At 52.8% G+C, this 25,443-nt stretch carries 22 protein-coding genes; 14 read left to right on the plus strand and 8 right to left on the minus strand.

The genetic code is table 11. The features are described from left to right. Window positions 1-173: 173 nt before the first annotated feature. The 4 genes from clpX to bolA form a co-directional block, all read right to left on the minus strand. The gene (gene clpX, locus AB182_RS19745) at window positions 174-1,448 is read right to left on the minus strand and encodes an ATP-dependent protease ATP-binding subunit ClpX (RefSeq protein ID WP_041852500.1); all 1,275 of its coding nucleotides are present in this window, start codon (window positions 1,446-1,448) and stop codon (window positions 174-176) included. A 126-nt stretch (window positions 1,449-1,574) separates the two neighbouring features. After that, window positions 1,575-2,198 carry an ATP-dependent Clp endopeptidase proteolytic subunit ClpP gene (gene clpP / locus AB182_RS19750; RefSeq protein WP_041852501.1) on the minus strand — a complete coding sequence of 208 codons (624 nt, stop codon included), beginning with the start codon at window positions 2,196-2,198 and terminating at the stop codon, window positions 1,575-1,577. Between the two features lie 286 nt (window positions 2,199-2,484). Next, window positions 2,485-3,783 (minus strand): trigger factor, encoded by a 1,299-nt coding sequence (gene tig / locus AB182_RS19755; protein ID WP_047371579.1) that lies wholly within the window; start codon window positions 3,781-3,783, stop codon window positions 2,485-2,487. Window positions 3,784-4,129: 346 nt separating this feature from the next. After that, window positions 4,130-4,447, minus strand: coding sequence for a transcriptional regulator BolA (bolA, locus tag AB182_RS19760; RefSeq protein ID WP_047371580.1), 318 nt, complete (start codon window positions 4,445-4,447; stop codon window positions 4,130-4,132). 303 nt (window positions 4,448-4,750) lie between these two features. On the opposite strand from bolA, the gene AB182_RS19765 reads away from it, so the two are divergent. Both AB182_RS19765 and ampG read left to right on the plus strand, forming a co-directional pair. Then, window positions 4,751-5,329, plus strand: a complete 579-nt coding sequence (locus tag AB182_RS19765) for a lipoprotein (RefSeq protein WP_041852504.1) — start codon at window positions 4,751-4,753, stop codon at window positions 5,327-5,329. Window positions 5,330-5,370: 41 nt separating this feature from the next. Continuing rightward, a complete protein-coding gene (gene ampG / locus AB182_RS19770) occupies window positions 5,371-6,846 on the plus strand; it encodes a muropeptide MFS transporter AmpG (protein WP_047371581.1) in 1,476 nt (491 codons plus the stop codon). A 32-nt stretch (window positions 6,847-6,878) separates the two neighbouring features. Here the strand turns inward: ampG and AB182_RS19775 are convergent, their stop codons facing one another. Then, the gene (locus AB182_RS19775) at window positions 6,879-8,210 is read right to left on the minus strand and encodes a J domain-containing protein (RefSeq protein WP_047371582.1); all 1,332 of its coding nucleotides are present in this window, start codon (window positions 8,208-8,210) and stop codon (window positions 6,879-6,881) included. 3 nt (window positions 8,211-8,213) lie between these two features. After that, window positions 8,214-9,920 carry an Hsp70 family protein gene (locus AB182_RS19780; protein ID WP_047371583.1) on the minus strand — a complete coding sequence of 569 codons (1,707 nt, stop codon included), beginning with the start codon at window positions 9,918-9,920 and terminating at the stop codon, window positions 8,214-8,216. A 535-nt stretch (window positions 9,921-10,455) separates the two neighbouring features. On the opposite strand from AB182_RS19780, the gene cyoA reads away from it, so the two are divergent. The 6 genes from cyoA (at window position 10,456) to AB182_RS19810 (ending at window position 16,953) form a co-directional block, all read left to right on the plus strand. Next, window positions 10,456-11,403: a cytochrome o ubiquinol oxidase subunit II gene (gene cyoA / locus AB182_RS19785; RefSeq protein ID WP_047371584.1), complete on the plus strand. Its 948-nt coding sequence runs from the start codon at window positions 10,456-10,458 to the stop codon at window positions 11,401-11,403. Window positions 11,404-11,423: 20 nt separating this feature from the next. Then, complete coding sequence (cyoB, locus tag AB182_RS19790; protein ID WP_047371585.1) at window positions 11,424-13,415, plus strand: cytochrome o ubiquinol oxidase subunit I; 1,992 nt, start codon at window positions 11,424-11,426, stop codon at window positions 13,413-13,415. Beyond that, entirely contained in the window at window positions 13,405-14,019 is a 615-nt protein-coding gene (locus tag AB182_RS19795) for a cytochrome o ubiquinol oxidase subunit III (RefSeq protein WP_047371586.1), read from the plus strand. Before cyoB ends, AB182_RS19795 begins: the two co-directional genes overlap by 11 nt. Further along, window positions 14,019-14,345 (plus strand): cytochrome o ubiquinol oxidase subunit IV, encoded by a 327-nt coding sequence (locus AB182_RS19800; protein WP_047371587.1) that lies wholly within the window; start codon window positions 14,019-14,021, stop codon window positions 14,343-14,345. Before AB182_RS19795 ends, AB182_RS19800 begins: the two co-directional genes overlap by 1 nt. 11 nt (window positions 14,346-14,356) lie before the next feature. Further along, window positions 14,357-15,244, plus strand: a complete 888-nt coding sequence (cyoE, locus tag AB182_RS19805) for a heme o synthase (RefSeq protein WP_047371588.1) — start codon at window positions 14,357-14,359, stop codon at window positions 15,242-15,244. Window positions 15,245-15,588: 344 nt separating this feature from the next. Further along, window positions 15,589-16,953: an MFS transporter gene (locus AB182_RS19810; protein ID WP_047371589.1), complete on the plus strand. Its 1,365-nt coding sequence runs from the start codon at window positions 15,589-15,591 to the stop codon at window positions 16,951-16,953. A gap of 27 nt (window positions 16,954-16,980) precedes the next feature. Here the strand turns inward: AB182_RS19810 and AB182_RS19815 are convergent, their stop codons facing one another. Continuing rightward, entirely contained in the window at window positions 16,981-17,472 is a 492-nt protein-coding gene (locus tag AB182_RS19815) for a YajQ family cyclic di-GMP-binding protein (RefSeq protein WP_041852513.1), read from the minus strand. Window positions 17,473-17,612: 140 nt separating this feature from the next. Here AB182_RS19815 and panE point away from each other — a divergent pair, with 140 nt between their 5' ends. Continuing rightward, entirely contained in the window at window positions 17,613-18,524 is a 912-nt protein-coding gene (gene panE / locus AB182_RS19820) for a 2-dehydropantoate 2-reductase (RefSeq protein WP_047371590.1), read from the plus strand. Next, entirely contained in the window at window positions 18,487-19,080 is a 594-nt protein-coding gene (gene yajL / locus AB182_RS19825; protein ID WP_047371591.1) for a protein deglycase YajL, read from the plus strand. The genes panE and yajL overlap by 38 nt, the downstream gene beginning before the upstream one ends. A gap of 85 nt (window positions 19,081-19,165) precedes the next feature. Here yajL and thiI read toward each other — a convergent pair whose 3' ends face one another. Then, window positions 19,166-20,614, minus strand: coding sequence for a tRNA uracil 4-sulfurtransferase ThiI (thiI, locus tag AB182_RS19830; RefSeq protein ID WP_047371592.1), 1,449 nt, complete (start codon window positions 20,612-20,614; stop codon window positions 19,166-19,168). Window positions 20,615-20,943: 329 nt separating this feature from the next. Between thiI and xseB the strand changes: the two genes are divergently transcribed. From xseB to AB182_RS19850, 4 genes are all read left to right on the plus strand, one after another. After that, window positions 20,944-21,186, plus strand: a complete 243-nt coding sequence (xseB, locus tag AB182_RS19835) for an exodeoxyribonuclease VII small subunit (RefSeq protein ID WP_047371593.1) — start codon at window positions 20,944-20,946, stop codon at window positions 21,184-21,186. Further along, on the plus strand, window positions 21,187-22,086 hold the full coding sequence (ispA, locus tag AB182_RS19840) for a (2E,6E)-farnesyl diphosphate synthase (protein WP_047371594.1): 900 nt from the start codon (window positions 21,187-21,189) through the stop codon (window positions 22,084-22,086). Window positions 22,087-22,166: 80 nt separating this feature from the next. After that, window positions 22,167-24,029, plus strand: coding sequence for a 1-deoxy-D-xylulose-5-phosphate synthase (gene dxs / locus AB182_RS19845; RefSeq protein ID WP_047373380.1), 1,863 nt, complete (start codon window positions 22,167-22,169; stop codon window positions 24,027-24,029). A gap of 186 nt (window positions 24,030-24,215) precedes the next feature. Beyond that, on the plus strand, window positions 24,216-25,190 hold the full coding sequence (locus AB182_RS19850) for an aldo/keto reductase (protein WP_047371595.1): 975 nt from the start codon (window positions 24,216-24,218) through the stop codon (window positions 25,188-25,190). Window positions 25,191-25,443: the final 253 nt, after the last annotated feature.

Here is a 25,443-nt window from a genome sequence, read left to right on the forward strand (position 1 = left end):
CTTAGTTTAATGTCCGCCAGGTAATCCGGTGACGTGACTGTGCAACACGCACCATTAACATGTAAAGCAGTATATGGGGATGTTTCCCACACATTCAACGGCGAGAATCAGGAAAAATAAAAGGGGAGATAAAATCCCCCCTTTTTCATTAACTGTATGTATGGATTGGTGAATTATTCACCAGATGCCTGTTGCGCTTCGTGCTTACCGTAGATCAGTAGTGGTTTGCTTTGTCCGGCAATCACGGACTCATCGATCACCACTTTATCGACCTCTTCCAGAGATGGCAGATCATACATGGTGTCCAGCAACGCCGCTTCGACGATGGAACGCAGACCACGTGCACCGGTTTTACGCACCATGGCTTTCTTAGCGATAGCCGTCAACGCTTCGTCGCGGAATTCCAGATCTACACCCTCAAGATTGAACAGCGCCTGATACTGTTTGGTCAGGGCATTTTTCGGCTCTTTGAGGATCTGAATCAGCGCTTCTTCGCTCAGCTCGTTGAGGGTTGCCACCACCGGCAGACGACCAATAAACTCCGGGATCAAACCAAATTTGATCAGATCCTCAGGCTCGACCTGCGCCAGCAGTTCGCCTTCATTCGCTTTTTCGGATTTCGCTTTCACCGTCGCGCCAAAGCCGATGCCAGAACCGGTTTCAACACGATGGGAAATCACTTTATCCAGACCAGCAAATGCGCCGCCGCAAATGAACAGGATCTTGGAGGTATCAACCTGTAAGAATTCCTGCTGTGGGTGTTTACGTCCCCCCTGCGGCGGTACGGCTGCCACAGTACCTTCGATCAGTTTCAGCAACGCCTGCTGTACGCCTTCACCGGATACATCTCGGGTGATGGACGGATTGTCAGATTTACGCGAGATCTTATCGATCTCATCGATATAGACGATGCCGCGCTGCGCTTTTTGTACGTCATAATCGCACTTCTGCAACAGCTTCTGGATGATGTTTTCAACGTCTTCACCCACATAACCCGCTTCGGTCAGGGTGGTGGCATCCGCCATGGTAAACGGAACATCCAACAGGCGCGCCAGCGTTTCAGCCAGCAATGTTTTACCGGAACCGGTCGGCCCGATCAGCAAAATGTTACTTTTGCCCAGCTCAACACCATTGCTGGTGTCGCCGTTACGCAGACGTTTGTAGTGGTTGTATACCGCGACGGCCAGCACTTTTTTCGCCTGTTCCTGACCGATTACATAATCGTCCAGGTGATGGCGAATCTCGTGCGGGGTCGGCAGTGCACTGCGCTCGCGATGGGGCGCAACTTCTTTAATCTCTTCGCGAATAATGTCGTTACACAGATCAACACATTCGTCGCAGATATACACGGACGGCCCGGCAATGAGCTTGCGCACTTCGTGCTGGCTTTTGCCGCAAAAAGAGCAGTACAACAGTTTGCCCGAACCATCTTTGCGTTTATCTGTCATGAGTCAAAACCTCTTTTCTGTTCTTTGTGCCGCACATGACGACGCAAATGCCATTCCAGGCGCAAAACGCTGGCTAGCGTAGTGCCGCTCGATATTCATTATAGCGGCACTACTCCGGCCTGAGCATTAATTACGATGGGTCAAAATTGAATCAACCAGACCGTATTCGACGGCTTCGTTCGCAGAGAGGAAACGGTCACGTTCGGTATCTCGTTCAATTTGCTCTAAAGATTGACCCGTATGATGCGCCATGAGTTCGTTCATACGCCCTTTCACTTTCAGGATTTCACGGGCGTGGATCTCAATATCCGTCGCCTGCCCCTGGTAACCCCCCAACGGTTGGTGGATCATCACACGTGAGTTCGGCAGGCAGAAACGCTTGCCTTTTGCTCCCGCCGTCAACAGGAATGCGCCCATGGACGCGGCCTGGCCCATACAAATGGTGCTGACGTCAGGCTTAATAAATTGCATGGTGTCGTAAATTGACATTCCGGCGGTGATAACGCCACCCGGAGAGTTAATATACAGGTAAATATCTTTTTCCGGATTTTCCGCTTCCAGGAACAACATCTGCGCCACGATCAGGTTTGCCATGTGGTCTTCAACCTGACCCGTCATGAAAATGACACGTTCCTTAAGAAGACGGGAGTAGATATCGAAGGAGCGCTCACCGCGTGAGGTCTGTTCAATAACCATTGGCACCAGGGCCATATGGGGTGCAAAGGTATCTCGTTCGCCGCTGTATGACATGTCCGTCTCCTGGATCTAAAAATAAATAACCTGCTGTACTGATTGTACTTGAGTGAGCCAGGTCTGACTACGACCCCTCACGGACGGATTATCAGCCAGAGTGTTCACAGTCGATAGTCCCTTAATGGGGATGACCACACCTTATTTCAAGCATAACAACCTTTTGCTGTTACGCTAACACTGAAACGCCCTTTTAGCACACTTCTGATAACATCAATGCGATAAAAAAAGCCCGTCACCAGGAGGTGACGGGCTTATTGTTTACTCTTTATACCGGATGAGTAAATTAAGCCTGCTGGTTCATCAGTTCCTGGAAGCTGGTTGCTTTCTCAGTCACTTTTGCTTTTGCCAGTACAGCTTCGACAGCCTGTTCTTCCAGAGCGACATTGCGCATGTTATCGGTCAGCTCTTTGTTTTTGCTGTAGAACTCGATAACTTCGGTCGGATCTTCGTAAGCAGAAGCCATCTCTTCGATCAGACCTTTAACACGCTCTTCGTCTGCTTTCAGCTCATGGGTACGAATCACTTCGCCCAGCAGCAGGCCTACGATTACGCGGCGTTTAGCCTGCTCTTCGAACAGCTCACGCGGCAGTTCCAGCGCTTGTTTCTCGTTACCACCGAAACGCTGAGCAGCCTGACGACGCAGAACGTCGATTTCGCTGTCAATCAGGGCAGACGGGATTTCGATCTCGTTCGCTTTCACCAGACCTTCGATTGCCTGAGACTTGATGCGGTTACGCACAGCGCCTTTCAGCTCACGGTCCATATTTTTACGCACTTCTGCACGCAGACCCGCTACAGAACCATCTTCAACGCCGAAACGTTTGATAAACTCTTCGGTCAGTTCCGGCAGCTCACGTTCTTCAACTTTTTTCAGGTTGATAACGAATTTCGCTGCTTTACCTTTCAGGTTTTCAGCGTGGTAGTCTTCCGGGAAGGTCACATCGATAGTGAATTCGTCACCCGCTTTGTGGCCTTTGATGCCGTCTTCAAAGCCTGGGATCATACGACCCTGGCCCATTGCCAGCACGAAATCAGTGGCTTTGCCGCCTTCGAACTCTTCACCGTCTACAGAGCCGGTGAAATCAACAGTCACGCGGTCTTCAGCGTCAACAGCACCGTCTTTATCTTTCCAGGTTGCTTGTTGTTTACGCAGGGTGTCCAGCATAGTGTCGACGTCAGCGTCGGTCACTTCTACAACCGGTTTTTCAACTTCGATAGTTTCCAGGCCTTTCAGCTCAACTTCCGGATAAACTTCGAATTCTACGGAGTAGGTAAAGTCTTCGCCCAGTTTGTATTCGCCCGGAACGTAGTTCGGTGCGCCAGCCGGGTTGATTTTTTCCTGAATGATCGCGTCAATAAAGTTGCGGCTCATCAGTTCGCCCAGTACGTCCTGACGTACGGAAGCGCCATAACGCTGAGCAACGACATTCATCGGTACTTTGCCTTTACGGAAGCCGTCAATACGTACTTTCTTCGCTACGTTGACCAGCTCGCTCTTCACAGCGGTCTCGATGCTGTCAGCAGCGATAGTAATCGTTACACGGCGCCCAAGGCCCTGAGTGGTTTCAACTGAAACTTGCATCTTGTTACCTCAAAAAATCACAGTGCTCGGTCAACTCTATATCTGGAAGCTGTCATAGGGCTTCGCAGAACCGGGATGCTCTCTCAAATCAGATATACATTCCCTGTCACCAGAATCATCCCGAAGACGTTCATATATAAAGACGCGGCATTATAGCGGCATCACTTTAGTGAGTCGAGAACGGGAATGCCGCATTGTTGCGCCATTTTTCACAATTCCGAGGTAATTTTGACCTAAAAATTGCGCTTCTCGCTCAAAACTCAGACAAAACAAAACGGCCCGCAGGCCGTTTTTACTTAAACTGTACGCAACATACTGGAAAAGCTCAGGCAGTTGCAAATGCGTTTTACGCGATGCTGCCTGCTCCCCTGCATGGCGGCGAGGCGAAAACGGTATCCTGCAGACCTTCCCACTCCTTAATCGTGTAAGTGTGCAGAGCCAGTGCATGGACAGTGGACGCGAGTTCCGCCGCCAGGGTGCCGTAAATCATACGGTGGCGGTTAAGGAAACGCTCCCCGGAAAAGCGGTCACTGACCAACACAACTTTGAAATGGCTTTCGGAACCGGCCGGTACATTGTGACGATAGCTTTCATCAACAACTTCGAGGAACACGGGTTCAAACGCTGCCCTTAATTTATCTTCTATTTGCTCACGTATCATCATGAAAGGACTCCTCCGACAACGCTGAGATGCGACCCATCCCTTTAAATGTTAGCCGCTTTTATCTTGTTCATAACAAGAAAACAACAAAAATTTAGCTTTCGTCCTATTTTCTCATTCAAAGGTATGAACTGTACTAAAAAGGTCAAAAATTACGTCATACCCGGCAAGGCAACTATCCCGTACGGTTAAAAAAAGCACAAGGCGATGAATTTACATGCGTTGAGGACTTCCCCTTGCTGACGTCGATGTTATGATGGCAAGAATTTTCCCTATCTAAGCTTAAGATCCACTGAGAGCCTGAACATGTTAAAAAAACTTCTCTTCCCATTGGTCGCTTTATTTATGCTGGCCGGGTGTGCCACCCCGCCAACCACGCTTGAAGTGTCACCGAAGATTACGCTGCCACAGCAGGATCCTAGCCTGATGGGCGTTACAGTGAGCATTACTGGTGCCGACCAGCGTCCTGACCAGGCACTGGCAAAAGTCACCCGCGATAACCAACTGGTTACCTTAACGGCGTCCCGCGACCTGCGCTTCTTACTACAAGAAGTGCTCGAAAAACAAATGACTGCACGCGGTTATATGATCGGCCCAAGCGGTGCGGCTAACCTGCAAATCATTGTTAACCAGCTGTATGCCGATGTTTCTCAGGGCAACCTGCGTTACAGCATTGCGACGAAAGCAGATATTGCGATCATCGCAACCGCCGCTAACGGCAATAAAATGACGAAAAATTATCGTGCCAGCTATAACGTTGAAGGCGCACTCCAGGCGACTAACGACAAGATAACGAATGCCGTTAACAGCGTGTTGACCGACACTATCGCGGATATGTCTCAGGACACCACCATTCATCAGTTCATCAAGCAGAACACGCGTTAAGTTCCGCACGCTGGCCCGGTTCGCCGGGCCAGTACTGAATCATGTCCAGTCATTACCTTCGCATCTTTCAGCAACCCAAATCAGCCATTCTGCTGATGCTTGGTTTTGCCTCAGGTTTACCGCTGGCGCTGACATCCGGTACGCTCCAGGCGTGGATGACAGTGGCGAATGTCGATCTGAAAACCATCGGTTTCTTCTCGCTTGTCGGCCAGGCCTACGTATTTAAATTTCTCTGGTCGCCGATGATGGACCGCTACACCCCATCATTCCTTGGCCGACGCCGGGGCTGGCTCCTCCTTACGCAACTGGGTTTACTTGCTTCGATCGCGGCGATGGGCTTTCTTGAGCCAGGCAGTCATCTGCGCTGGATGGCGGGACTGGCGGTCGTTATCGCTTTTTGTTCTGCGTCGCAGGACATTGTTTTCGATGCGTGGAAAACGGATGTGCTACCCGCAGAGGAGCGGGGAGCCGGGGCAGCAATTAGCGTCCTGGGTTATCGCTTAGGCATGTTAGTCTCTGGCGGCCTGGCGCTGTGGCTGGCTGACCGCTGGCTGGGCTGGCAAGGCATGTACTGGCTGATGGCCGGGCTGCTGATTCCCTGTATTATTGCAACGTTACTGGCTCCTGAACCGAACGATGCGATCCCGGCACCGCGCACGCTGGAACAAGCCGTTGTCGAACCACTGCGCGATTTCTTTGGTCGCAACAATGCCTGGCTTATCTTGCTGTTGATTGTCCTTTATAAGCTCGGTGATGCGTTCGCGATGAGCCTGACAACCACCTTTCTGATTCGCGGCGTCGGGTTTGACGCCGGTGAAGTGGGCGTGGTTAACAAAACCCTTGGGCTTATTGCCACCATTATTGGCGCACTCTGGGGCGGCGTATTAATGCAACGCTTGTCACTGTTTCGCGCGTTGCTGATTTTCGGTCTGCTGCAGGGCATTTCAAATACCGGGTACTGGCTGCTGGCTGTTACGCCGAAAGATCTCATCAGCATGGCGTCAGCGGTTTTTCTGGAAAACCTCTGCGGCGGTATGGGCACGTCGGCCTTCGTCGCGTTGCTGATGACACTGTGCAACAAGTCCTTTTCTGCCACGCAGTTCGCCCTGCTTTCTGCGCTCTCTGCCGTTGGTCGGGTTTACGTTGGGCCGCTGGCAGGTTGGTTTGTCGAAGCGCATGGCTGGTCAATGTTTTATCTGTTTTCTATCGTGGCTGCCCTGCCAGGTCTTCTGATGCTGCTTCTCTGTAAAGAGACGCTTGAATTCACGCAACGCACCGAACGTTTTATGCCTCGCACTGAGTATGCCAAAGCCTACCGTCTGGCATTACGCCTGCTTGCTACTGGTTGTCTGTTATTGGGTATCTGGCTGTTCATTCTGATAGTGAACGCCAGCGGATGGGCCCATATCGCCATTGGCAGTACGTTTCTGGAATTCGGCGCAATCCTGGCGCTTGTCGGCATTCTCTATGGCGGGCTACTGGATTTTCTGTCGCTACGCAAAACGCGTGTTGTCTGAAAGCGCCAGCATTACTGGCGCTCACACAGGGATTAATTGAAAAAATAGATCCACTTAATCACGTAGCTATATAACGGTGGCAGGACGATGAGTCCGACGACATTGACCATGGGGGGCAACTGCCTGAGGAACAGGATAGGCAGCATGATCAGTTTTACGACACCATTAAAGGGCATGGCGTACCACTGATGTAAATTACTGCGCACCAGCCACCAGACAGGGTAAGCAATCACAGCAGTGAACATGCAGGTCCGTGCAACCCCGATACTTGCTGGCGGATAGTGATAAAGCAGCACGTAGATGTGGAACAGGGGAACGGCCATAATGCCCCATGAAAGTAGCCAGAAGAAAATATGGCTTATGCGGGCGAGCGGTTTCTCACGTAAGTAGTGCGACAGCAGCACAGGCGCCCCCCACAAATAAAGGATCACGATCCCCACCATGGTTACCGCCTGCCAGACTAAATGCGCATCAGCCTTGACCTGAATATACAGAGCAAAACCCCAAAACCAGATAGCGATCAGCGCGCCCCAGGAGACGGCCAGCGTGGGAGTAGAAAGACGGAGCAACTCAGGGTTAACCCGTTCCAGTAATTGCGGATAAGCATTTCTGATCTCCGTTACCTGATTCAATAACCCCTGAACGAAATCCGGTATGAGCCGTGCCCACCAGGGTAAATGCTGTACTTCGCCGCTCAAAATGCGCCAGGCCAGACGGCGCTGCCGATCCAGGCTAGCCTGTCGGCGTAAATAGTCCCAGTGATTATCCGCCGCAGTCGCATCAATTTGCGTGTCCAGGGCGTGAATGACCCAGTAAGGCAGGGGTGAATCGCGATATCCCCCCAGATCCCATCCCATAATGTCTGACACATTATTGACCAGGCTACGGGAAATCCCCTGTCGTTGACTCAGGGCCTGCGCCAGCTCAAGGCTGAATACGCGTCGGGCTTCCAGCGCATCCGGCAGGTTGTGATCCAGGTAGTGGCGCAGCGCGTTAAGCGCGTCACTTTCATCCATCAGTAACTGAACGGAAAAGCGCTCCGCATCTTCCTCAAGGGTTTCTCGTTGCCAGTCAGGCTGCAAGGGGGCAGGGGCAACCCGTTGCGGAACCACGTGTGTTTCAGCTTGCGTTAATCCGGCCAGTAGGGAATCGAGGTTGACCGCGGCTTGCACGTTGCCGTCATCAAGCCAAATCATCTCGCCTTTGGCATATTCTTTCGCCGCATCGAATGCTTCACGCAGTTGCTGGTAGCCTTGCGGATCCTGATCGGGACGATGTTGCTTAAGCTCCCGTGCGTATGCCCTACGAATGACCGCTTCATCGGTTGTCGGTTCGATTCCCAGGGTTTCCCAAATTGTCGCCATCACTCACATCCCGTCATCAAATTGATTCAGCACCTGACGCAATTCATCCCGTGCAGTGGCAATCATACGCACATCCTGGCGATCGAGTGACTGCTCAAACTGGCTGGCGTAGTGATCGATAATTTGTCGCCGCTCCCCCAGATGCTGTTCGTAACAACGCGAAGCCTCTGCCAGTAAATGACGATTTTCTGGCACATCCCGGGGGTGCATTTTCAGGTCATCGAGTTGCTGAAGACGTTCACGAATCTCTTCTTCGCTGAGCTGACCGGGTACTTTTTCAATAACCAGGGTTGATGCGGTCTCTTCACCCTGAACCTTACACTCAACTTCCAGAATGCCGTCCAGCGTATAGGTAAAGCGGATGTCAGCGCTCACGTCGCCGGCTTTGCGGCGCGGGACGGAGATCTTCATTTTGTCCAGCAACAGATTGTCGCTTACCCGACGGGCTTCCCCCTGGTAAACCTCAATTTCCAGATACTGTTGATTATCAAACAGCGTACTTACGGTCTTCATCACGCTAACAGGCACAAAGGCGTTACGTTCAATGATCGGCAGGAAATAGCCGGTATCGATTTTGTCGCCATTTCGTCTTGAAACCTCGATCCCCAGGGAGTACGGCATGACATCCGTCAGGACAATATCATCCAGCGCGCATGCCTGGGCAATCAGCCCGGCCTGGACACCGGCGCCAAGGGCCACCACTTCATCGGGGTTTAATTCGCTACGCGGGAAACGTCCAAACATCCGGGTCGCCATCTGACGAACAATCGGCATACGGGTCGCGCCTCCTACCAGAATGACATGATCGAGGTGCTCAGGGTCGAAATGTGCGTCCTGCAATGCCTGCACAACCGGCTTTTTTAACCGCGTGAGAAGAGAGGCGGCACACTCGGCAAAGGTCTCTGCCGTTAAGGTCCAGCGATACTCCTCACCGTTACAGTTCAGCGCCGTACTGGTTTCATCCTGCTGGCTCAGCGTGCATTTGAACATCTCGGCAATCCGGTTTAACTCCGCCGCACACGCTGCATTCGGATCGGCTAACGCTGGGTAACGCGCTTGCATCCATTGACGAATGACCTGAGTAAAATCATCGCCGCCAAGCCAGGCATCGCCGCTGCTGGCGCGAACTTCAATCACCCCTTCAAACATATCGACGATAGAGACATCGAAGGTGCCGCCGCCGAGATCGAAAATCAGGAATTTTTGCTCGCGATTATCTGCAAGCCCATATGCCAGGGATGCCGCGGTGGGTTCATTTAACAAGCGCTCAACGTCAAGTCCGGCCAGCCTTCCTGCCGCTTTGACCGCCTTACGCTGAACATCATTGAAATAAGCAGGTACAGTAATGACTGCGCGAGAAATAGCGCCACCCAGCGCGACTTCCGCATCGGTCTTAAGTTTACGTAGTACTAACGCCGACAGCTCTTCCGCCCGGAACCGGCGTGAACCCAGGTTCCACGTTTTATCTGTTCCCATGTAGCGTTTGAAACTGGCGACCGTCAGGTGCGGATGGCTGACCAGCCGCGCTTTCGCCGCTTCGCCAACCAGCAGATTACCGGCGTCGTCCAGCCCCACCACGGAGGGCGTTAATCTTTCGCCCAGCGCACCCATGAGCAACTGCGGGTTCGCGCCATCAAACCATGCGACAGCACTATTAGATGTTCCCAGATCAATCCCAATAATTGGCGAGTCGTTTCCTGTTATGGTCATTTCTATCCCTTAGTCACTGATCACAAAGCAAAAACGAATCACAATCTAATAATCGGCACGTTATGCGGATTCGTTTAAGATATTCACTTTCAGTTATTATTTCGCTCAATAAACAAGCAAGCATAAAATATTCAACATGAGAATATTTATCGAGAGATGAAGAAAATTTCTTTAATTATTTTGTGCGGTATTAATTAAGCGTTACTCTTGAACGATTCAGCATAGTTATTAATTTAATGTTTCCGGTAATGTTCAATAAATGCTGAAATATTGTTAACCAATTGTTTATCATTTTGATTGGTTATACCAATTTACCCTCACCCTTATTGTAATCCTGGATTTTCGTTATAACCTTAATAACAGGCTGTGCGAACACCCGATTTTACAGGTTGTTGCATTTCGTGTGACATAATCGGCAGAACCCAGTAACACCATACTGACACTACGCCATTCATGTTTACAGTAATGTAACCTTCCCGTAAAATGCCCGCACACTTTAAACGCCACCAGATCCCCGTGGAATTGAGGTCGGTAAATGAGACTCAGGAAATACAATAAAAGTTTGGGATGGTTGTCATTATTTGCAGGCACGGTTTTACTCAGTGGCTGTGATTCTGCACTACTTGACCCCAAAGGACAGATTGGACTGGAGCAACGTTCGCTGATACTGACGGCATTTGGCCTGATGTTGATTGTCGTTATTCCCGCCATCTTGATGGCCGTTGGTTTCGCCTGGAAGTATCGTGCGAGCAATAAAGATGCGAAGTATAGCCCTAACTGGTCACACTCCAACAAAGTTGAAGCTGTGGTCTGGACGGTGCCGATTCTGATCATCCTGTTCCTCGCAGTACTCACCTGGAAAACTACCCACTCGCTCGAACCAAGCAAACCGCTGGCGCATGACGAAGCACCTGTCACGATTGAAGTTGTCGCCATGGACTGGAAATGGTTCTTCATCTACCCGGAACAAGGCATTGCTACCGTGAATGAAATCGCCTTCCCGGCGAACACTCCGGTGGAATTCAAGGTGACGTCCAACTCCGTGATGAACTCGTTCTTTATCCCGCGTCTGGGCAGCCAGATTTACGCGATGGCGGGTATGCAGACCAAACTGCATCTTATCGCCAATGAAGCCGGTACCTATGACGGTATCTCCGCCAGCTATAGCGGGCCAGGCTTCTCCGGTATGAAGTTCAAAGCTATTGCCACGCCGGACCGCGCAGCGTTCGACCAATGGGTCGCTAAAGTGAAACAATCTCAGAACACCATGGCTGACATGGATGCGTACGAGAAAGTTGCCGCACCAAGCGAATACAACAAGGTTGAATACTTCTCCAGCGTGAAACCCGATTTGTTTAAAGACGTTATCAACAAATTTATGGGCCACGGCAAGAGCATGGACATGACCCAGCCAGAAGGTGAGCACGCCTCGCATGAAGGTATGGAAGGCATGGACATGAGCCACGCGGAAGCCTCTCACTAAAGGGGTCGAGGAAGAATACGATGTTCGGAAAACTTACACTGGATGCAGTGCCGTACCATGAACCCATTATTATGGTCACGGTTGCTGCGATTATCGTCGGGGGACTGGCGGTAGTCGGTCTGCTCACTTACTTTAAGAAGTGGGCATGGCTATGGAATGAATGGTTTACCTCTGTAGACCACAAACGTCTTGGCATTATGTATGTTGCGGTTGCAGTCGTTATGCTGCTGCGTGGCTTTGCTGATGCCGTGATGATGCGTAGCCAGCAGGCGCTGGCTTCAGCCGGGGAAGCAGGCTTCCTGCCGCCTCACCACTACGATCAGATTTTCACCGCTCACGGTGTGATCATGATCTTCTTCGTGGCGATGCCATTTGTTATCGGTCTGATGAACCTGGTGGTTCCTCTGCAGATCGGTGCGCGTGACGTGGCGTTCCCGTTCCTGAACAACCTGAGCTTCTGGTTCACGGTTGTCGGTGTGATTCTGGTTAACATCTCTCTGGGCGTCGGTGAGTTCGCGCAGACGGGGTGGCTGGCTTATCCGCCGCTATCGGGAATTGAATACAGCCCTGGTGTCGGGGTCGATTACTGGATCTGGGCGCTCCAGCTCTCCGGTATCGGTACGACGCTGACCGGTATCAACTTCTTCGTGACGATTCTGAAGATGCGTGCACCGGGCATGGGCATGTTCAAGATGCCGGTATTTACCTGGGCATCTCTGTGCGCCAACGTACTGATTATTGTCTCATTCCCCATTCTGACCGTAACCATCGCGCTGTTGACCCTCGACCGTTATATCGGTACCCATTTCTTTACCAACGATATGGGCGGCAACATGATGATGTACATCAACCTGATTTGGGCCTGGGGCCATCCGGAAGTGTACATCCTGGTTCTGCCAGTGTTCGGGGTGTTCTCCGAAATCGCAGCAACCTTCTCGCGTAAACGTCTGTTTGGTTACACGTCGCTGGTATGGGCGACCATCTGTATTACCATCCTGTCGTTCATCGTCTGGCTGCACCACTTCTTCACCATGGGTGCTGGCGCGAACGTAAACGCCTTCTTCGGTATTACTACGATGATCATCGCCATCCCGACCGGGGTGAAGATCTTCAACTGGCTGTTCACCATGTACCAGGGTCGCATCGTGTTCCACTCTGCGATGCTGTGGACCATCGGCTTTATCGTCACTTTCTCCGTGGGCGGTATGACCGGCGTTCTGCTGGCGGTTCCAGGTGCGGATTTCGTCCTGCACAACAGTCTGTTCCTGATTGCCCACTTCCATAACGTTATTATCGGTGGTGTGGTGTTCGGTTGCTTTGCAGGTCTGACTTACTGGTGGCCGAAGGCGTTTGGCTTCACGCTGAATGAAACCTGGGGTAAACGCGCATTCTGGTTCTGGATCATCGGCTTCTTCGTTGCATTTATGCCGCTGTATGTGCTGGGCTTTATGGGGATGACCCGTCGCCTGAGCCAGCAGATTGACCCGCAGTTCCACTCCATGCTGGTGATTGCAGCCTGTGGTGCGGCGCTGATTGCTATCGGTATTCTCTGCCTGCTGATCCAGATTTACGTCTCTATTCGCGACCGCGACCAGAACCGTGACCTGACCGGCGACCCGTGGGGTGGCCGTACGCTGGAATGGGCGACCTCTTCTCCGCCGCCGTTCTATAACTTCGCAGTCGTTCCTGAGATTCACGAACGTGATTCCTTCTGGGAAATGAAAGAAAAAGGCGAAGCGTACAAACAACCGGCACATTATGAAGAGATTCATATGCCGAAAAACAGCGGTGCAGGCGTTGTTATTGCCGCCTTCGCAACGGTGTTTGGTTTCGCGATGATCTGGCACATCTGGTGGATGGCGATTGTTGGCTTCGCCGGCATGATCATTACCTGGATTGTGAAAAGCTTCGACGAGGACGTGGATTACTACGTACCGGTTGCAGAAATCGAAAAACTGGAAAACCAGCATTTCGCTGAGGTTTCAAAGGCAGGGCTGAAAAATGGCAACTGATACTTTAACGCACGCGAATGCCCACGCGCACGATCATGGGCACCACGATGCAGGCCCGACTAAGGTATTTGGGTTCTGGATCTACCTGATGAGCGACTGCATTTTGTTCTCATGCCTGTTTGCTACCTATGCCGTTCTGGTGAACGGCACTGCGGGCGGCCCGGCTGGCAAGGACATTTTCGAGCTGCCGTTCGTCCTGGTAGAAACCGCACTGCTGTTATTCAGCTCCATCACCTACGGCATGGCGGCGATCGCCATGTACAAAAACAACAAAAGCCAGGTGATTTCCTGGCTGGCGCTGACTTTCCTCTTCGGTGCCGGGTTCGTAGGTATGGAGATTTATGAATTCCATCACCTGATCGCAGAAGGCATGGGTCCGGACCGCAGTGGTTTCCTCTCCGCGTTCTTCGCGCTGGTAGGTACCCACGGTCTGCACGTCACCTCGGGTCTTATCTGGATGGCTGTACTGATGTTCCAGGTATCCCGTCGCGGCCTGACCAGCACCAACCGTACCCGTATCATGTGCCTGAGTCTGTTCTGGCACTTCCTGGACGTGGTGTGGATCTGTGTGTTCTCTGTAGTTTATCTGATGGGGGCGATGTAATGAGTCATTCAACGGAACACGGCGCTTCCCACGGTAGCGTAAAAACCTACATGACAGGTTTTATCCTGTCGATCATCCTGACGGTCATTCCGTTCTGGATGGTGATGAGCGGCACGGCTTCTCATGCTGCGATTCTGGGCACCGTACTGGTTACCGCGATTGTGCAGATTCTGGTGCATCTGGTTTGCTTCCTGCACATGAACACCAAGTCCGATGAAGGCTGGAATATGACGGCTTTCGTCTTTACCGTGATTATCATCGCAATCCTGGTAGTCGGCTCCATCTGGATCATGTGGAACCTCAACTACAACATGATGGTTCACTAAGAGCGGCGAGTATGTTGAAGCAATACCTGCAAGTAACGAAACCTGGCATTATTTTTGGCAACCTGATCTCGGTGATCGGTGGGTTCCTGCTGGCCTCTAAAGGCCATATTGACTACCCGCTGTTCGTCTACACGCTGATTGGCGTGTCGCTGGTTGTCGCCTCCGGTTGTGTATTTAACAACTACATTGACCGTGACATCGATAAGAAGATGGAGCGGACGAAAAACCGCGTGCTGGTCCGGGGCCTGATTTCGCCGAAAGTCTCGCTGGTTTACGCTGCCTTGTTGGGTATTGCTGGCTTCATGCTGCTGTGGTTTGGCGCGAATCCTCTGGCCTGCTGGCTGGGGGTGATGGGCTTTGTGGTTTATGTAGGCGTCTACAGCCTGTATATGAAACGCCACTCGGTCTACGGCACGCTCATCGGCTCGCTTTCCGGCGCAGCGCCTCCGGTGATTGGCTACTGTGCCGTCACTGGCGGGTTTGACAGCGGTGCGGCTATTCTGCTGGCGATTTTCAGCCTCCGGCAGATGCCCCATTCGTACGCCATTGCCATTTTCCGCTTTAAAGATTACCAGGCGGCAAACATCCCGGTACTGCCGGTGGTGAAAGGCATTTCTGTCGCGAAGAACCATATCACGCTCTATATCATCGCTTTTGCTGTCGCAACACTGATGCTCTCCCTTGGCGGTTACGCCGGGTATAAATATCTGGTGGTTGCTGCGGCCGTAAGCGTATGGTGGCTGGGTATGGCGCTGCGTGGCTACAAAGTGGAAGACGACAAAGTCTGGGCGCGTAAGCTGTTCGGCTTTTCCATCATCGCGATTACTGCGCTAAGCGTGATGATGTCAGTGGATTTTATGGTTCCTGACTCTCACAATCTGCTCGCTGCTGTCTGGTAACGGGTAGCGCCTGTTAAAAACCGGGGATCCCCCCGGTTTTTTTATGTCTGCGAGTGGGCTACCGCGCTCTGATTTCTCCCCCCTCCCCCTTACCGCCTCTCACCGGCACGGCCTTGATGTGATCATCAGAACGGTTATCTTAAAGCGCTGCAACAGCAGGTGATCACACACGCAGACTCAATTTGCGAAGGCCCTGGAAACTGTCCGTTTCGGTTTTTTAATAAACGCAGGTTGGCGAAGGAAAAAATACCGTTCACAGCCTCGTAATATCTATTAAACAATCACCTATTTACCGCGCCTGACACCACGCCTAAACTATGGCCTGTTTTTAGATTGAGGTGGTGATGAACGATTATAAAATGACGCCAGGCGAGTTGCGCGCAACCTGGGGTTTAGGGACTGTTTTTTCCCTGCGCATGCTTGGCATGTTTATGGTCCTGCCCGTTCTGACCACATATGGCATGGCATTACAGGGTGCCAGTGAGGCGCTGATTGGTCTGGCGATTGGCATTTACGGTCTGGCCCAGGCGGTGTTTCAAATTCCTTTCGGTCTGCTTTCTGATCGCGTTGGCCGCAAGCCATTGATCGTCGGTGGTCTCGCCATCTTTGTCATCGGCAGTATCATTGCGGCTCTCTCAGACTCCATCTGGGGCATTATTCTTGGGCGAGCATTACAGGGCTCCGGCGCCATTGCGGCTGCGGTGATGGCCCTGCTCTCAGATTTAACCCGCGAACAAAATCGTACCAAAGCCATGGCCTTTATTGGCGTCAGTTTTGGTGTAACGTTTGCGATTGCCATGGTGCTTGGCCCGATTATCACCCATAAACTGGGCCTGCACGCGCTGTTCTGGATGATTGCCGGGCTGGCGACCCTGGGTATCGTATTAACATTGTGGGTGGTGCCGGACAGCAAAAATCATGTCCTGAACCGCGAGTCAGGCATGGTAAGAGGCTGTTTTAGCAAGGTGCTGATGGAGCCAAAACTGCTGAAACTCAATTTCGGCATCATGTGTCTGCATATTCTGCTGATGTCCACCTTTGTCGCCCTGCCGGGCATGCTCGAAGCCGCCGGATTTGCCGCCCGCGATCACTGGAAAATCTACCTCGTCACCATGCTGGTGTCGTTTGTTTCCGTTGTGCCTTTTATCATTTATGCGGAAGTGAAGCGCCGCATGAAACGCGTGTTTGTATTTTGCGTCGTGCTACTGCTTATTGCGGAGATCGTGCTCTGGGGCGCGGGTCCCCATTTCTGGGAACTGGTGCTGGGAGTACAGATTTTCTTCCTCGCCTTTAACCTGATGGAAGCCCTGCTACCGTCGCTTATCAGTAAAGAAGCCCCTGCCGGATACAAAGGCACAGCAATGGGGATTTACTCCACCAGCCAGTTTCTTGGCGTGGCGATTGGCGGCGCGCTGGGGGGCTGGGTCGATGGCCTGTTTGACTCACAGACGGTCTTTCTGGCGGGCGCGTTGTTGGCCATGATCTGGCTGCTGGTAGCCGGAAGCATGCAGGAACCCGCCTATGTGAGCAGCCTGCGCATTGCGATACCGGAGGGCGTCACGCCAGATGCCTCATTGCAGGCGCGGCTGCTGGCAACAGAAGGGGTGAGCGAAGTACTGGTGGTTGCTGAGGAACGTAGCGCCTACGTCAAAATCGACAGCAAAGTCACCAATCGCTTCGAGGTCGAGCAAGCCATTAGCAGGGCATAAAAAAAGCGGGGGAACCCCGCTTTTTTATTAATCGCGGAAGTTTTTGAACTGGAAAGGCTGCCCCAGGTTTCCGCCGCGCACCAGTGCCATTGTCGACTGCAGATCGTCACGGGATTTTCCGGTAACGCGAATCTCTTCGCCCTGAATTTGCGTCTGCACTTTCAGTTTGCTGTCTTTAATCAGCTTAACGATTTTTTTGGCAACGGCGCTCTCAATGCCCTGTTTGAGTTTGGTTTCAACGAACCAGGTTTTGCCACTGTGGACAAACTCTTCCGGAACATCAATTGATGTACCTTCAATGCCGCGTTTTAACAGCTTCGCGCGCAGGATATCCAGCAATTGATTGACCTGAAAATCGGACTCACTGAGAACTTTGATCGTCTTATTCTGTTCATTCAGCTCAAAAGTGGCTTCAACGTTACGAAAATCGAAGCGTGTTTCGACTTCACGGGTCGCATTTTCAACAGCGTTGCGGACTTCCTGAAGATCAACCTCAGAAACAATATCGAAAGATGGCATCTTTTCTTCTCCCTCAGTGTTTATTGCGATGCATAATACCCGCAACGAAGCATAACTCAACTTGTAATAGCCGAATGCAGTGCTGACGGCGCTATACTGTAAGCAGTGACACCTGGCGCAGTTGCAGGTGAGGAGGAACAATGAAAATTACCGTACTCGGATGCGGTGCTTTAGGGCAATTGTGGTTAACTGCCCTGTGCAAGCATGGACACGAAGTACAGGGTTGGTTGCGCGTACCGCAACCCTTTTGCAGTGTGAACCTGGTTGATGAAGATGGCTCCATTTTTAACGAATCCCTGACCGCGAACGATCCAGAATTTCTGGCGAGCAGCGATTTATTGCTCGTCACGCTTAAAGCCTGGCAAGTTTCCGACGCGGTGAGAAGTTTAGCGGCGATTTTGCCTGCCACTACACCCATTTTGCTTATTCATAACGGCATGGGAACGGTAGAAGAGCTGAAATCACTGTCGCAGCCTTTACTGATTGGCACCACGACGCACGCGGCGCGGCGCGACGGCAATGTCATTGTGCATGTCGCCAGCGGCACGACGCATATTGGCCCGGCGAGACAACAGGACGGTGACTTTAGCTACCTGGCGGATAGTCTGCAGGAGGTGCTTCCGGATGTGGCCTGGCACAACAACATCCGCCCGGCCCTCTGGCGTAAACTGGCGGTCAACTGTGTGGTAAATCCGCTAAGCGCGCTGGAAAATTGCCGAAACGGCGATTTACGTAACTTTCCCGATGAAATCAAGAAAATTACCCATGAGGTCGCAGCCGTCATTGAGCGTGAAGGTCACCATATCTCGGCGGATGAGTTACTAAGCTATGTCTATCAGGTGATTGATAACACGGCGGATAATATTTCCTCCATGTTGCAGGATATTCGCGCCATGCGTCATACCGAGTGCGATTACATCACAGGTTACCTGCTCAAACGCGCCCGTGCCCACGGTATCGCGGTCCCGGAAAACGCGCGGCTGTATGACTTAGTGAAACGTAAGGAGAGTGAGTATGAGCGCATCAGCTCTGGTATGTCTCGCCCCTGGTAGTGAAGAGACCGAAGCGGTCACCACTATCGACCTGCTGGTACGTGGCGGTATTAGCGTGACGACGGCCAGTGTCGCCAGCGACGGAAATCTTGCTATCATCTGTTCGCGTGGGGTCAGGCTGCTGGCAGATGCCCCCCTGGTCTCTGTGGCGGACGGTGATTACGACGTTATTGTCTTACCGGGTGGAATCAAAGGGGCCGAATGTTTTCGTGACAGCCCGTTGCTGGTTGAGACCGTACGGCAGTTCCATGCTTCCGGGCGTATCGTCGCGACCATTTGCGCAGCGGCCGCCACCGTGCTGGTGCCACATAACCTGTTCCCGCTTGGCAATATGACCGGCTTTCCGGCACTGAAAGAGAAAATTCCGCCGGAGCAGTGGCAGGACAAACGCGTCGTCTGGGATCCACGCGTGAAATTGCTCACCAGCCAGGGGCCGGGAACCGCTATCGACTTTGCACTGAAAATTATTGATCTGCTGGTCGGCGGGGAAAAAGCCCATGAGGTGGCGTCGCAGTTGGTCATTCCAGCCGGTATTTATAACTATTACGGCGCATAATGTGCCTGCTTAGCCTGCCAGGATTTCCCTGGGGGCGTCAGACAGGCCGGGCAACATGTCGCCCGGCCCATAGACACAGCAACGCTTACGGACGATAGACCTTCACGTTGTTAAAACCCTGCTCGCGCAGATAAAGCGCCTGCAGGCGGCTCATCACCCCACGCTCACACCACAGCAGCCAGGTTTTGCTCTGATCAAGGTCGCCAAATTTGGTACTCAGCTTATAGAACGGCAGCGACACCACGTCGATGCCTCCCACCGCCAGCGGCTTATCGTCCTGCTCGTCAATGGAACGGATATCGAGAATGACATCGTTCGGACCAAATCCGCTGACCGTTTCGACCTCCACAACCGTTTCGCTGGTCTGCGCAGCGATTTCGCGAATATCGATATTCGAGGCCTCTTCCACCACCCGGTCGAGAATGGCGAAATCGAAGTTCTCCTCTTCCGCTTCGATTTTGGCCTTCACGGCTTTCACCGTCGGGCTTTTCGAAATGACACCGCAATATTCCGGCATGGTACGGGCGAAATCTTCGGTACCGATCTCACGCGCCAGATCGATGATGTGCTCTTTATCGTAAGAGATCAGCGGGCGCAGGACCAGGGTATCGGAGACATTATCAATCAGGCGCAGGTTGGTCAGCGTCTGGCTGGAGACCTGACCAAGCGCTTCACCGGTCACCAGAGCCTGCACACCATAGCGCTCGGCAACTTTAGAGGCCGCACGGACCATCATACGTTTGAGTACGACACCCATCTGACCGTCGTCGACTTTTTCGAGGATCTCGCCGACCACGGGCTCAAAATTGATCGCGACGAACCGCACGCGGTGGGAGCTGCCAAAGCGGTTCCACAGGTAATGCGCAACCTGACGCACGCCAATCTCATGCGCGGCGCCACCCAGATTAAAGAAACAGTAATGCACGCGACAGCCGCGACGCATCAGCATATAGCTTGATACGCCAGAGTCAAAACCACCGGAAATCAGTGACAGCACATCTTCCTGCGTACCAATCGGGAAACCACCAATACCTTCGTAACGGCCTTTCACCAGCAGCAGGCGATCATCTTCGATCTCCAGATTCACGGTGACATCCGGGTGCGTCAGTTTCACGCGGGCGGTCTCAACGTGCTGATTTAAACCGCCGCCGACGTAGCGTTCCACTTCAATTGAGCTGAACTCGTGCTTGCCGCGACGTTTCACCCGCACGCAGAACGTTTTGCCTTCAATCTTCTCGCGATATTGCACCAGCGCTTTTTCGAAAATATCGTGCAGAGAGGTGAACGGTACATCTTCCACCTCCAGAATATGGTGAATACCCGGGATACGGGTCAGCGCGTCGCGAATCACCAGACGTTGGTTTTCATCTTTGGCGCGCACTTCGATATTATCCCAGTGACGGACCACAGCGAGGGTCTCATCATACTGCTTAAGAACGTTACGAATGTTCCCGGTAAGAATTTTAATAAAGCGCAAACGCACAGATTGGCTTTTGATGGTGATTTCCGGGAACAATTTAATGATAAACTTCATGGCGGCAATGGTTCGTTGGTAAGCCCGACGGGGCGTGTAATGGAAAATAGTACAGCAGCCCTTATACACAAAATCATTCAAAATGCTTCGCGGCGGCAACTGAGTGAACCCAGGAGCTTACCTACGTAAGTCACTGGGATGAACAAAGGCAGCCAACAAAGAAGCAGTTTGAAGGATGAAGTGTATAACGCGGCTGCCATCCAGGCGCGGAAGTATACCACCATCGCGAAGCTCCTGGGCATTTTGCATGACCATTGCGCGTTATTTGCTAAGCCTCACGACTTCGCTACCATATCGTAGTCGGTATCAATAAGAGTCAAACATTCACTATGCCAAAGAAAAACGACGCACCCGCCACATTTGAAACGGCGTTAAGCGAGCTGGAACAGATTGTTACTCGTCTTGAAAGCGGCGATCTTCCGCTGGAAGAGGCCCTTAATGAATTCGAACGTGGCGTACAGCTTGCCCGTCAGGGTCAAGTGAAACTCCAGCAGGCGGAACAGCGCGTACAGATTTTGCTGTCCGACAATGAAGACGCGCCTCTCACGCCGTTCACACCGGATAACGAGTAAATGGACTTTAGCCAACAGTTACAGGCCTGTGTCGAGCATGCCAATGATGCATTGCGGCGGTTTATTGCCCCCCTTCCCTTTCAGAACACTCCTCTGGTTGAGGCAATGCAGTATGGCGCACTATTAGGCGGTAAACGCCTGCGTCCGTTCCTGGTCTATGCGACCGGCAGCATGTTCGGCGTCAGCCGGGAAACCCTGGATGCCCCAGCCGCGGCGGTTGAGTGTATTCACGCCTATTCGTTGATTCACGATGACCTGCCTGCCATGGACGACGATGATTTACGTCGCGGCCTGCCCACCTGCCACATCAAATTCGGCGAAGCGAATGCGATACTGGCCGGAGATGCGCTGCAAACGCTGGCGTTCACTATACTCAGCGATGCGCCCATGCCAGAAGTGGCAACGCAAGATCGCCTTGCCATGGTTCGTGAACTGGCTATCGCCAGCGGTGCAGCGGGTATGTGCGGGGGTCAGGCTCTGGATCTCGCCGCAGAAGGTCAACAGGTCGATTTAGCCGCGCTGGAGCGTATTCATCGCCATAAGACAGGCGCGTTAATTCGCGCGGCGGTAAGAATGGGTGCGCTGAGCGCGGGCAATACAGGCCATCAATGGCTGCCGGTGCTGGATAAGTACGCGGAAAGCATCGGTCTGGCCTTCCAGGTTCAGGATGACATCCTGGATGTTGTCGGCGATACTGCGACACTTGGTAAACGCCAGGGCGCCGATCAGCAGCTCGGCAAAAGCACCTATCCTGCGTTACTGGGCCTTGAGCAAGCCCGGATGAAAGCCCGCGATCTGATTGCCGATGCTCGCCAGTCTCTGGATCTTCTGGCGGCGCAATCACTGGATACAACGGCACTGGAAGCACTGGCGAATTACATAATCCAGCGTGATAAATAAACAATACGCTTTGAATCGTCCGGGTTGCCGAAAGGCAAAAACATCGCCCAATGGATGACGAGCAACACGATGAGTCTCTGATGAGTTTTGATATAGCCAAATACCCGACCCTGGCACTTGTTGATTCCACCGCGGAATTACGTTCGCTGCCAAAAGAGAGCCTGCCAAAGCTGTGCGACGAACTGCGTCGCTACCTGCTCGACAGCGTGAGCCGCTCCAGCGGACACTTCGCCTCCGGGCTTGGCACGGTTGAACTGACCGTGGCACTGCATTATGTCTATAACACGCCATTTGATCAGTTAATCTGGGATGTTGGCCACCAGGCTTATCCGCACAAAATTCTTACAGGTCGGCGCGATCGTATTGGTACTATCCGGCAGAAAAACGGCCTGCATCCTTTTCCGTGGCGTGGTGAAAGTGAATACGATGTATTAAGCGTCGGTCACTCCTCCACATCCATCAGCGCGGGCATTGGCGTTGCCGTTGCCGCAGCGAAAGAAGGCAAGCAGCGCCGCACCGTCTGCGTGATTGGCGATGGCGCGATTACCGCCGGGATGGCATTTGAAGCCATGAACCATGCAGGCGATATCCGCCCGGATATGCTGGTTGTGCTGAACGACAATGAGATGTCGATTTCTGAAAATGTCGGCGCGCTGAATAACCATCTGGCGCAGTTACTCTCCGGTAAACTCTATTCCACGCTTCGCGAAGGCGGCAAAAAGGTGCTTTCCGGCGTGCCGCCGATCAAAGAGCTTATCAAGCGTACCGAAGAACATATCAAAGGCATGGTGGTGCCCGGCACCCTGTTTGAAGAGCTAGGTTTTAACTACATTGGCCCGGTCGATGGTCACGATGTTCTGGGGCTTATCAATACGCTTAAGAATATGCGCGGTCTGAAAGGCCCGCAGTTCCTGCATATCATGACCAAGAAAGGCCGGGGCTATGAGCCCGCAGAGAAAGACCCCATCACCTTCCATGCGGTGCCAAAATTCGACCCGACCAGCGGTACCCTGCCAAAAAGCAGCGGCGGTATGCCGAGCTATTCGAAGATTTTCGGCGACTGGCTGTGCGAAATGGCGGTAAAAGACAGCAAGTTAATGGCGATTACCCCCGCGATGCGTGAAGGTTCAGGCATGGTGGAGTTTTCCCGCAAATTCCCGGATCGCTATTTCGATGTTGCGATCGCTGAACAGCACGCGGTGACGTTTGCCGCCGGGCTGGCGATTGGCGGTTATAAGCCAGTGGTCGCCATCTACTCTACCTTCCTGCAGCGCGCCTATGATCAGGTTATCCACGACGTCGCTATTCAGAAACTGCCGGTGTTGTTCGCTATTGATCGTGCAGGGATTGTCGGCGCGGATGGCCAGACCCATCAGGGAGCGTTTGATATTTCTTACCTGCGCTGTATCCCTGACATGGTTATCATGACGCCAAGCGACGAGAACGAATGCCGCCAGATGCTGTTTACCGGATACCACCACAACGCAGGCCCGAGCGCCGTGCGCTACCCGCGTGGCAACGCGGTTGGCGTGACGCTTGAACCGCTGGAAACACTGCCATTAGGTAAAGGCGTAGTGAAGCGTGAAGGTGAGAAAATCGCCATCCTTAACTTCGGTACCTTATTGCCGGAAGCCGCAAAAGCCGCAGAAGAACTTAACGCCACGCTGGTGGATATGCGTTTCGTTAAACCGCTTGATGATGCACTGATTCTTGCGCTGGCAGCACGGCATGACGCGCTGGTTACGCTGGAAGAAAACGCCATCATCGGTGGCGCGGGCAGCGGCGTGAACGAGCTATTAATGTCGCAGCGTAAACCGATTCCTGTGCTGAATATTGGCCTGCCGGACTTTTTCATTCCGCAGGGAACCCAGGACGAAGCACGTGCTGAACTGGGGCTGGATGCGGCGGGGATTCAAAACCGTATCACGCGCTGGCTCGCATAACCCCCGCTGACGCTCCTGCTATGCTTAACGGTAACGTTTTTAACCCTACTCTGAATAGTTCGGGTTACAGGAAGGCGGCAAGTCAGTAAGTCCCCGGGAGCATAGACAACTCTGTGACTGGGGTGCACTGACGCAGGCAACGCACCTGTAACTCGAAATATGACGAGCATAAGCAGGAGTGGAACCATGCAATACAACACATTAGGAAAAACAGATCTAAAAGTTTCCCGCCTTTGCCTTGGCTGCATGACTTTTGGCGAGCCAGACCGTGGTAACCACGCCTGGACCCTGCCAGAAGAGAGCAGCCGTCTTATTATCCAGCACGCCCTGAATGGCGGAATTAACTTCTTCGATACCGCAAACAGCTATTCTGATGGCAGCAGCGAAGAGATCGTGGGCCGTGCGCTACGTGACTTCGCCCGCCGTGAAGACGTGGTGGTAGCCACCAAGGTCTACCATGCGTCCGGCACGCTCACAGAAGGTCTCTCCCGTGCGCAAATTCTGCGCTCCATTGATGACAGCCTACAACGCCTGGGGATGGACTATGTCGATTTACTGCAAATCCATCGCTGGGACTACAACACCCCGATTGAAGAGACGCTGGAAGCGCTCAATGATGTCGTAAAATCCGGCAAAGCCCGTTACATCGGCGCATCTTCCATGCACGCTCACCAGTTCGCGCAGGCGCTGGAATTGCAAAAACAGCACGGCTGGGCGCCGTTTGTGACCATGCAGGATCACTACAACCTCATCTATCGTGAAGAAGAGCGTGAAATGTTGCCGCTCTGCTATAAAGAGGGGGTTGCGGTGATTCCATGGAGTCCGCTGGCGCGTGGTCGCCTGACGCGTCCCTGGGGCGAAACCACCGCACGAATCGTATCGGACGAAGTGGGGAAAAAACTCTACGACGAAAGTGATGAAAACGACGCACAAATTGCTGAACGTCTTGGTTCCATAGCCGAAGAAACCGGCGCTACGCGCGCGCAGGTCGCCCTGGCGTGGCTGCTGAGCAAACCCGGTGTTGCCGCACCGATTATCGGCGCATCGCGCGAAGAGCAACTGGAAGAGCTGTTACAGGCCGTAGATTTAACGCTGAAACCAGAGCAGATCGCCGAAATGGAAACCCCTTACAAACAGCATCCGGTGGTCGGGTTTAAATAATGCGTTAGTGGGTTTTTGAACGGTCTGGAATGTCCCGGATGCGGCGTGAAACGCCTTATCCGGGCTACCTTCCGTAGCTCCGGTAAGTGTCAGCGCCACCGGGGTTTCCCTCGATGCGGATACGCCTTATTCGGGCTACCTTCCGTAGCCCCGGTAAGTGTCAGCGCCACCGGGGTTTCCCCGGATGCGGATATGCCTTATCCGGGCTACCTTCCGTCGCCCCGGTAAGCGTCAGCGCCACCGGGGTTTCCCC

The organism is Phytobacter ursingii, from assembly GCF_001022135.1.
Classification (GTDB): domain Bacteria; phylum Pseudomonadota; class Gammaproteobacteria; order Enterobacterales; family Enterobacteriaceae; genus Phytobacter; species Phytobacter ursingii.

Bases quoted from the DNA above. Each gene is read 5' to 3' on its own strand.
- AB182_RS19810 (WP_047371589.1), top strand. From the start codon at position 15,589: ATGAACGATTATAAAATGACGCCAGGCGAGTTGCGCGCAACCTGGGGT.
- yajL (WP_047371591.1), top strand. From the start codon at position 18,487: ATGAGCGCATCAGCTCTGGTATGTCTCGCCCCTGGTAGTGAAGAGACC.
- ispA (WP_047371594.1), top strand. From the start codon at position 21,187: ATGGACTTTAGCCAACAGTTACAGGCCTGTGTCGAGCATGCCAATGAT.
- AB182_RS19850 (WP_047371595.1), top strand. From the start codon at position 24,216: ATGCAATACAACACATTAGGAAAAACAGATCTAAAAGTTTCCCGCCTT.
- ampG (WP_047371581.1), top strand. From the start codon at position 5,371: ATGTCCAGTCATTACCTTCGCATCTTTCAGCAACCCAAATCAGCCATT.
- bolA (WP_047371580.1), bottom strand. From the start codon at position 4,447: ATGATGATACGTGAGCAAATAGAAGATAAATTAAGGGCAGCGTTTGAA.
- AB182_RS19795 (WP_047371586.1), top strand. From the start codon at position 13,405: ATGGCAACTGATACTTTAACGCACGCGAATGCCCACGCGCACGATCAT.
- cyoB (WP_047371585.1), top strand. From the start codon at position 11,424: ATGTTCGGAAAACTTACACTGGATGCAGTGCCGTACCATGAACCCATT.
- dxs (WP_047373380.1), top strand. From the start codon at position 22,167: ATGAGTTTTGATATAGCCAAATACCCGACCCTGGCACTTGTTGATTCC.
- cyoE (WP_047371588.1), top strand. From the start codon at position 14,357: ATGTTGAAGCAATACCTGCAAGTAACGAAACCTGGCATTATTTTTGGC.
- AB182_RS19800 (WP_047371587.1), top strand. From the start codon at position 14,019: ATGAGTCATTCAACGGAACACGGCGCTTCCCACGGTAGCGTAAAAACC.
- clpX (WP_041852500.1), bottom strand. From the start codon at position 1,448: ATGACAGATAAACGCAAAGATGGTTCGGGCAAACTGTTGTACTGCTCT.
- clpP (WP_041852501.1), bottom strand. From the start codon at position 2,198: ATGTCATACAGCGGCGAACGAGATACCTTTGCACCCCATATGGCCCTG.
- AB182_RS19765 (WP_041852504.1), top strand. From the start codon at position 4,751: ATGTTAAAAAAACTTCTCTTCCCATTGGTCGCTTTATTTATGCTGGCC.
- AB182_RS19780 (WP_047371583.1), bottom strand. From the start codon at position 9,920: ATGACCATAACAGGAAACGACTCGCCAATTATTGGGATTGATCTGGGA.
- xseB (WP_047371593.1), top strand. From the start codon at position 20,944: ATGCCAAAGAAAAACGACGCACCCGCCACATTTGAAACGGCGTTAAGC.
- AB182_RS19815 (WP_041852513.1), bottom strand. From the start codon at position 17,472: ATGCCATCTTTCGATATTGTTTCTGAGGTTGATCTTCAGGAAGTCCGC.
- panE (WP_047371590.1), top strand. From the start codon at position 17,613: ATGAAAATTACCGTACTCGGATGCGGTGCTTTAGGGCAATTGTGGTTA.
- AB182_RS19775 (WP_047371582.1), bottom strand. From the start codon at position 8,210: ATGGCGACAATTTGGGAAACCCTGGGAATCGAACCGACAACCGATGAA.
- cyoA (WP_047371584.1), top strand. From the start codon at position 10,456: ATGAGACTCAGGAAATACAATAAAAGTTTGGGATGGTTGTCATTATTT.
- thiI (WP_047371592.1), bottom strand. From the start codon at position 20,614: ATGAAGTTTATCATTAAATTGTTCCCGGAAATCACCATCAAAAGCCAA.
- tig (WP_047371579.1), bottom strand. From the start codon at position 3,783: ATGCAAGTTTCAGTTGAAACCACTCAGGGCCTTGGGCGCCGTGTAACG.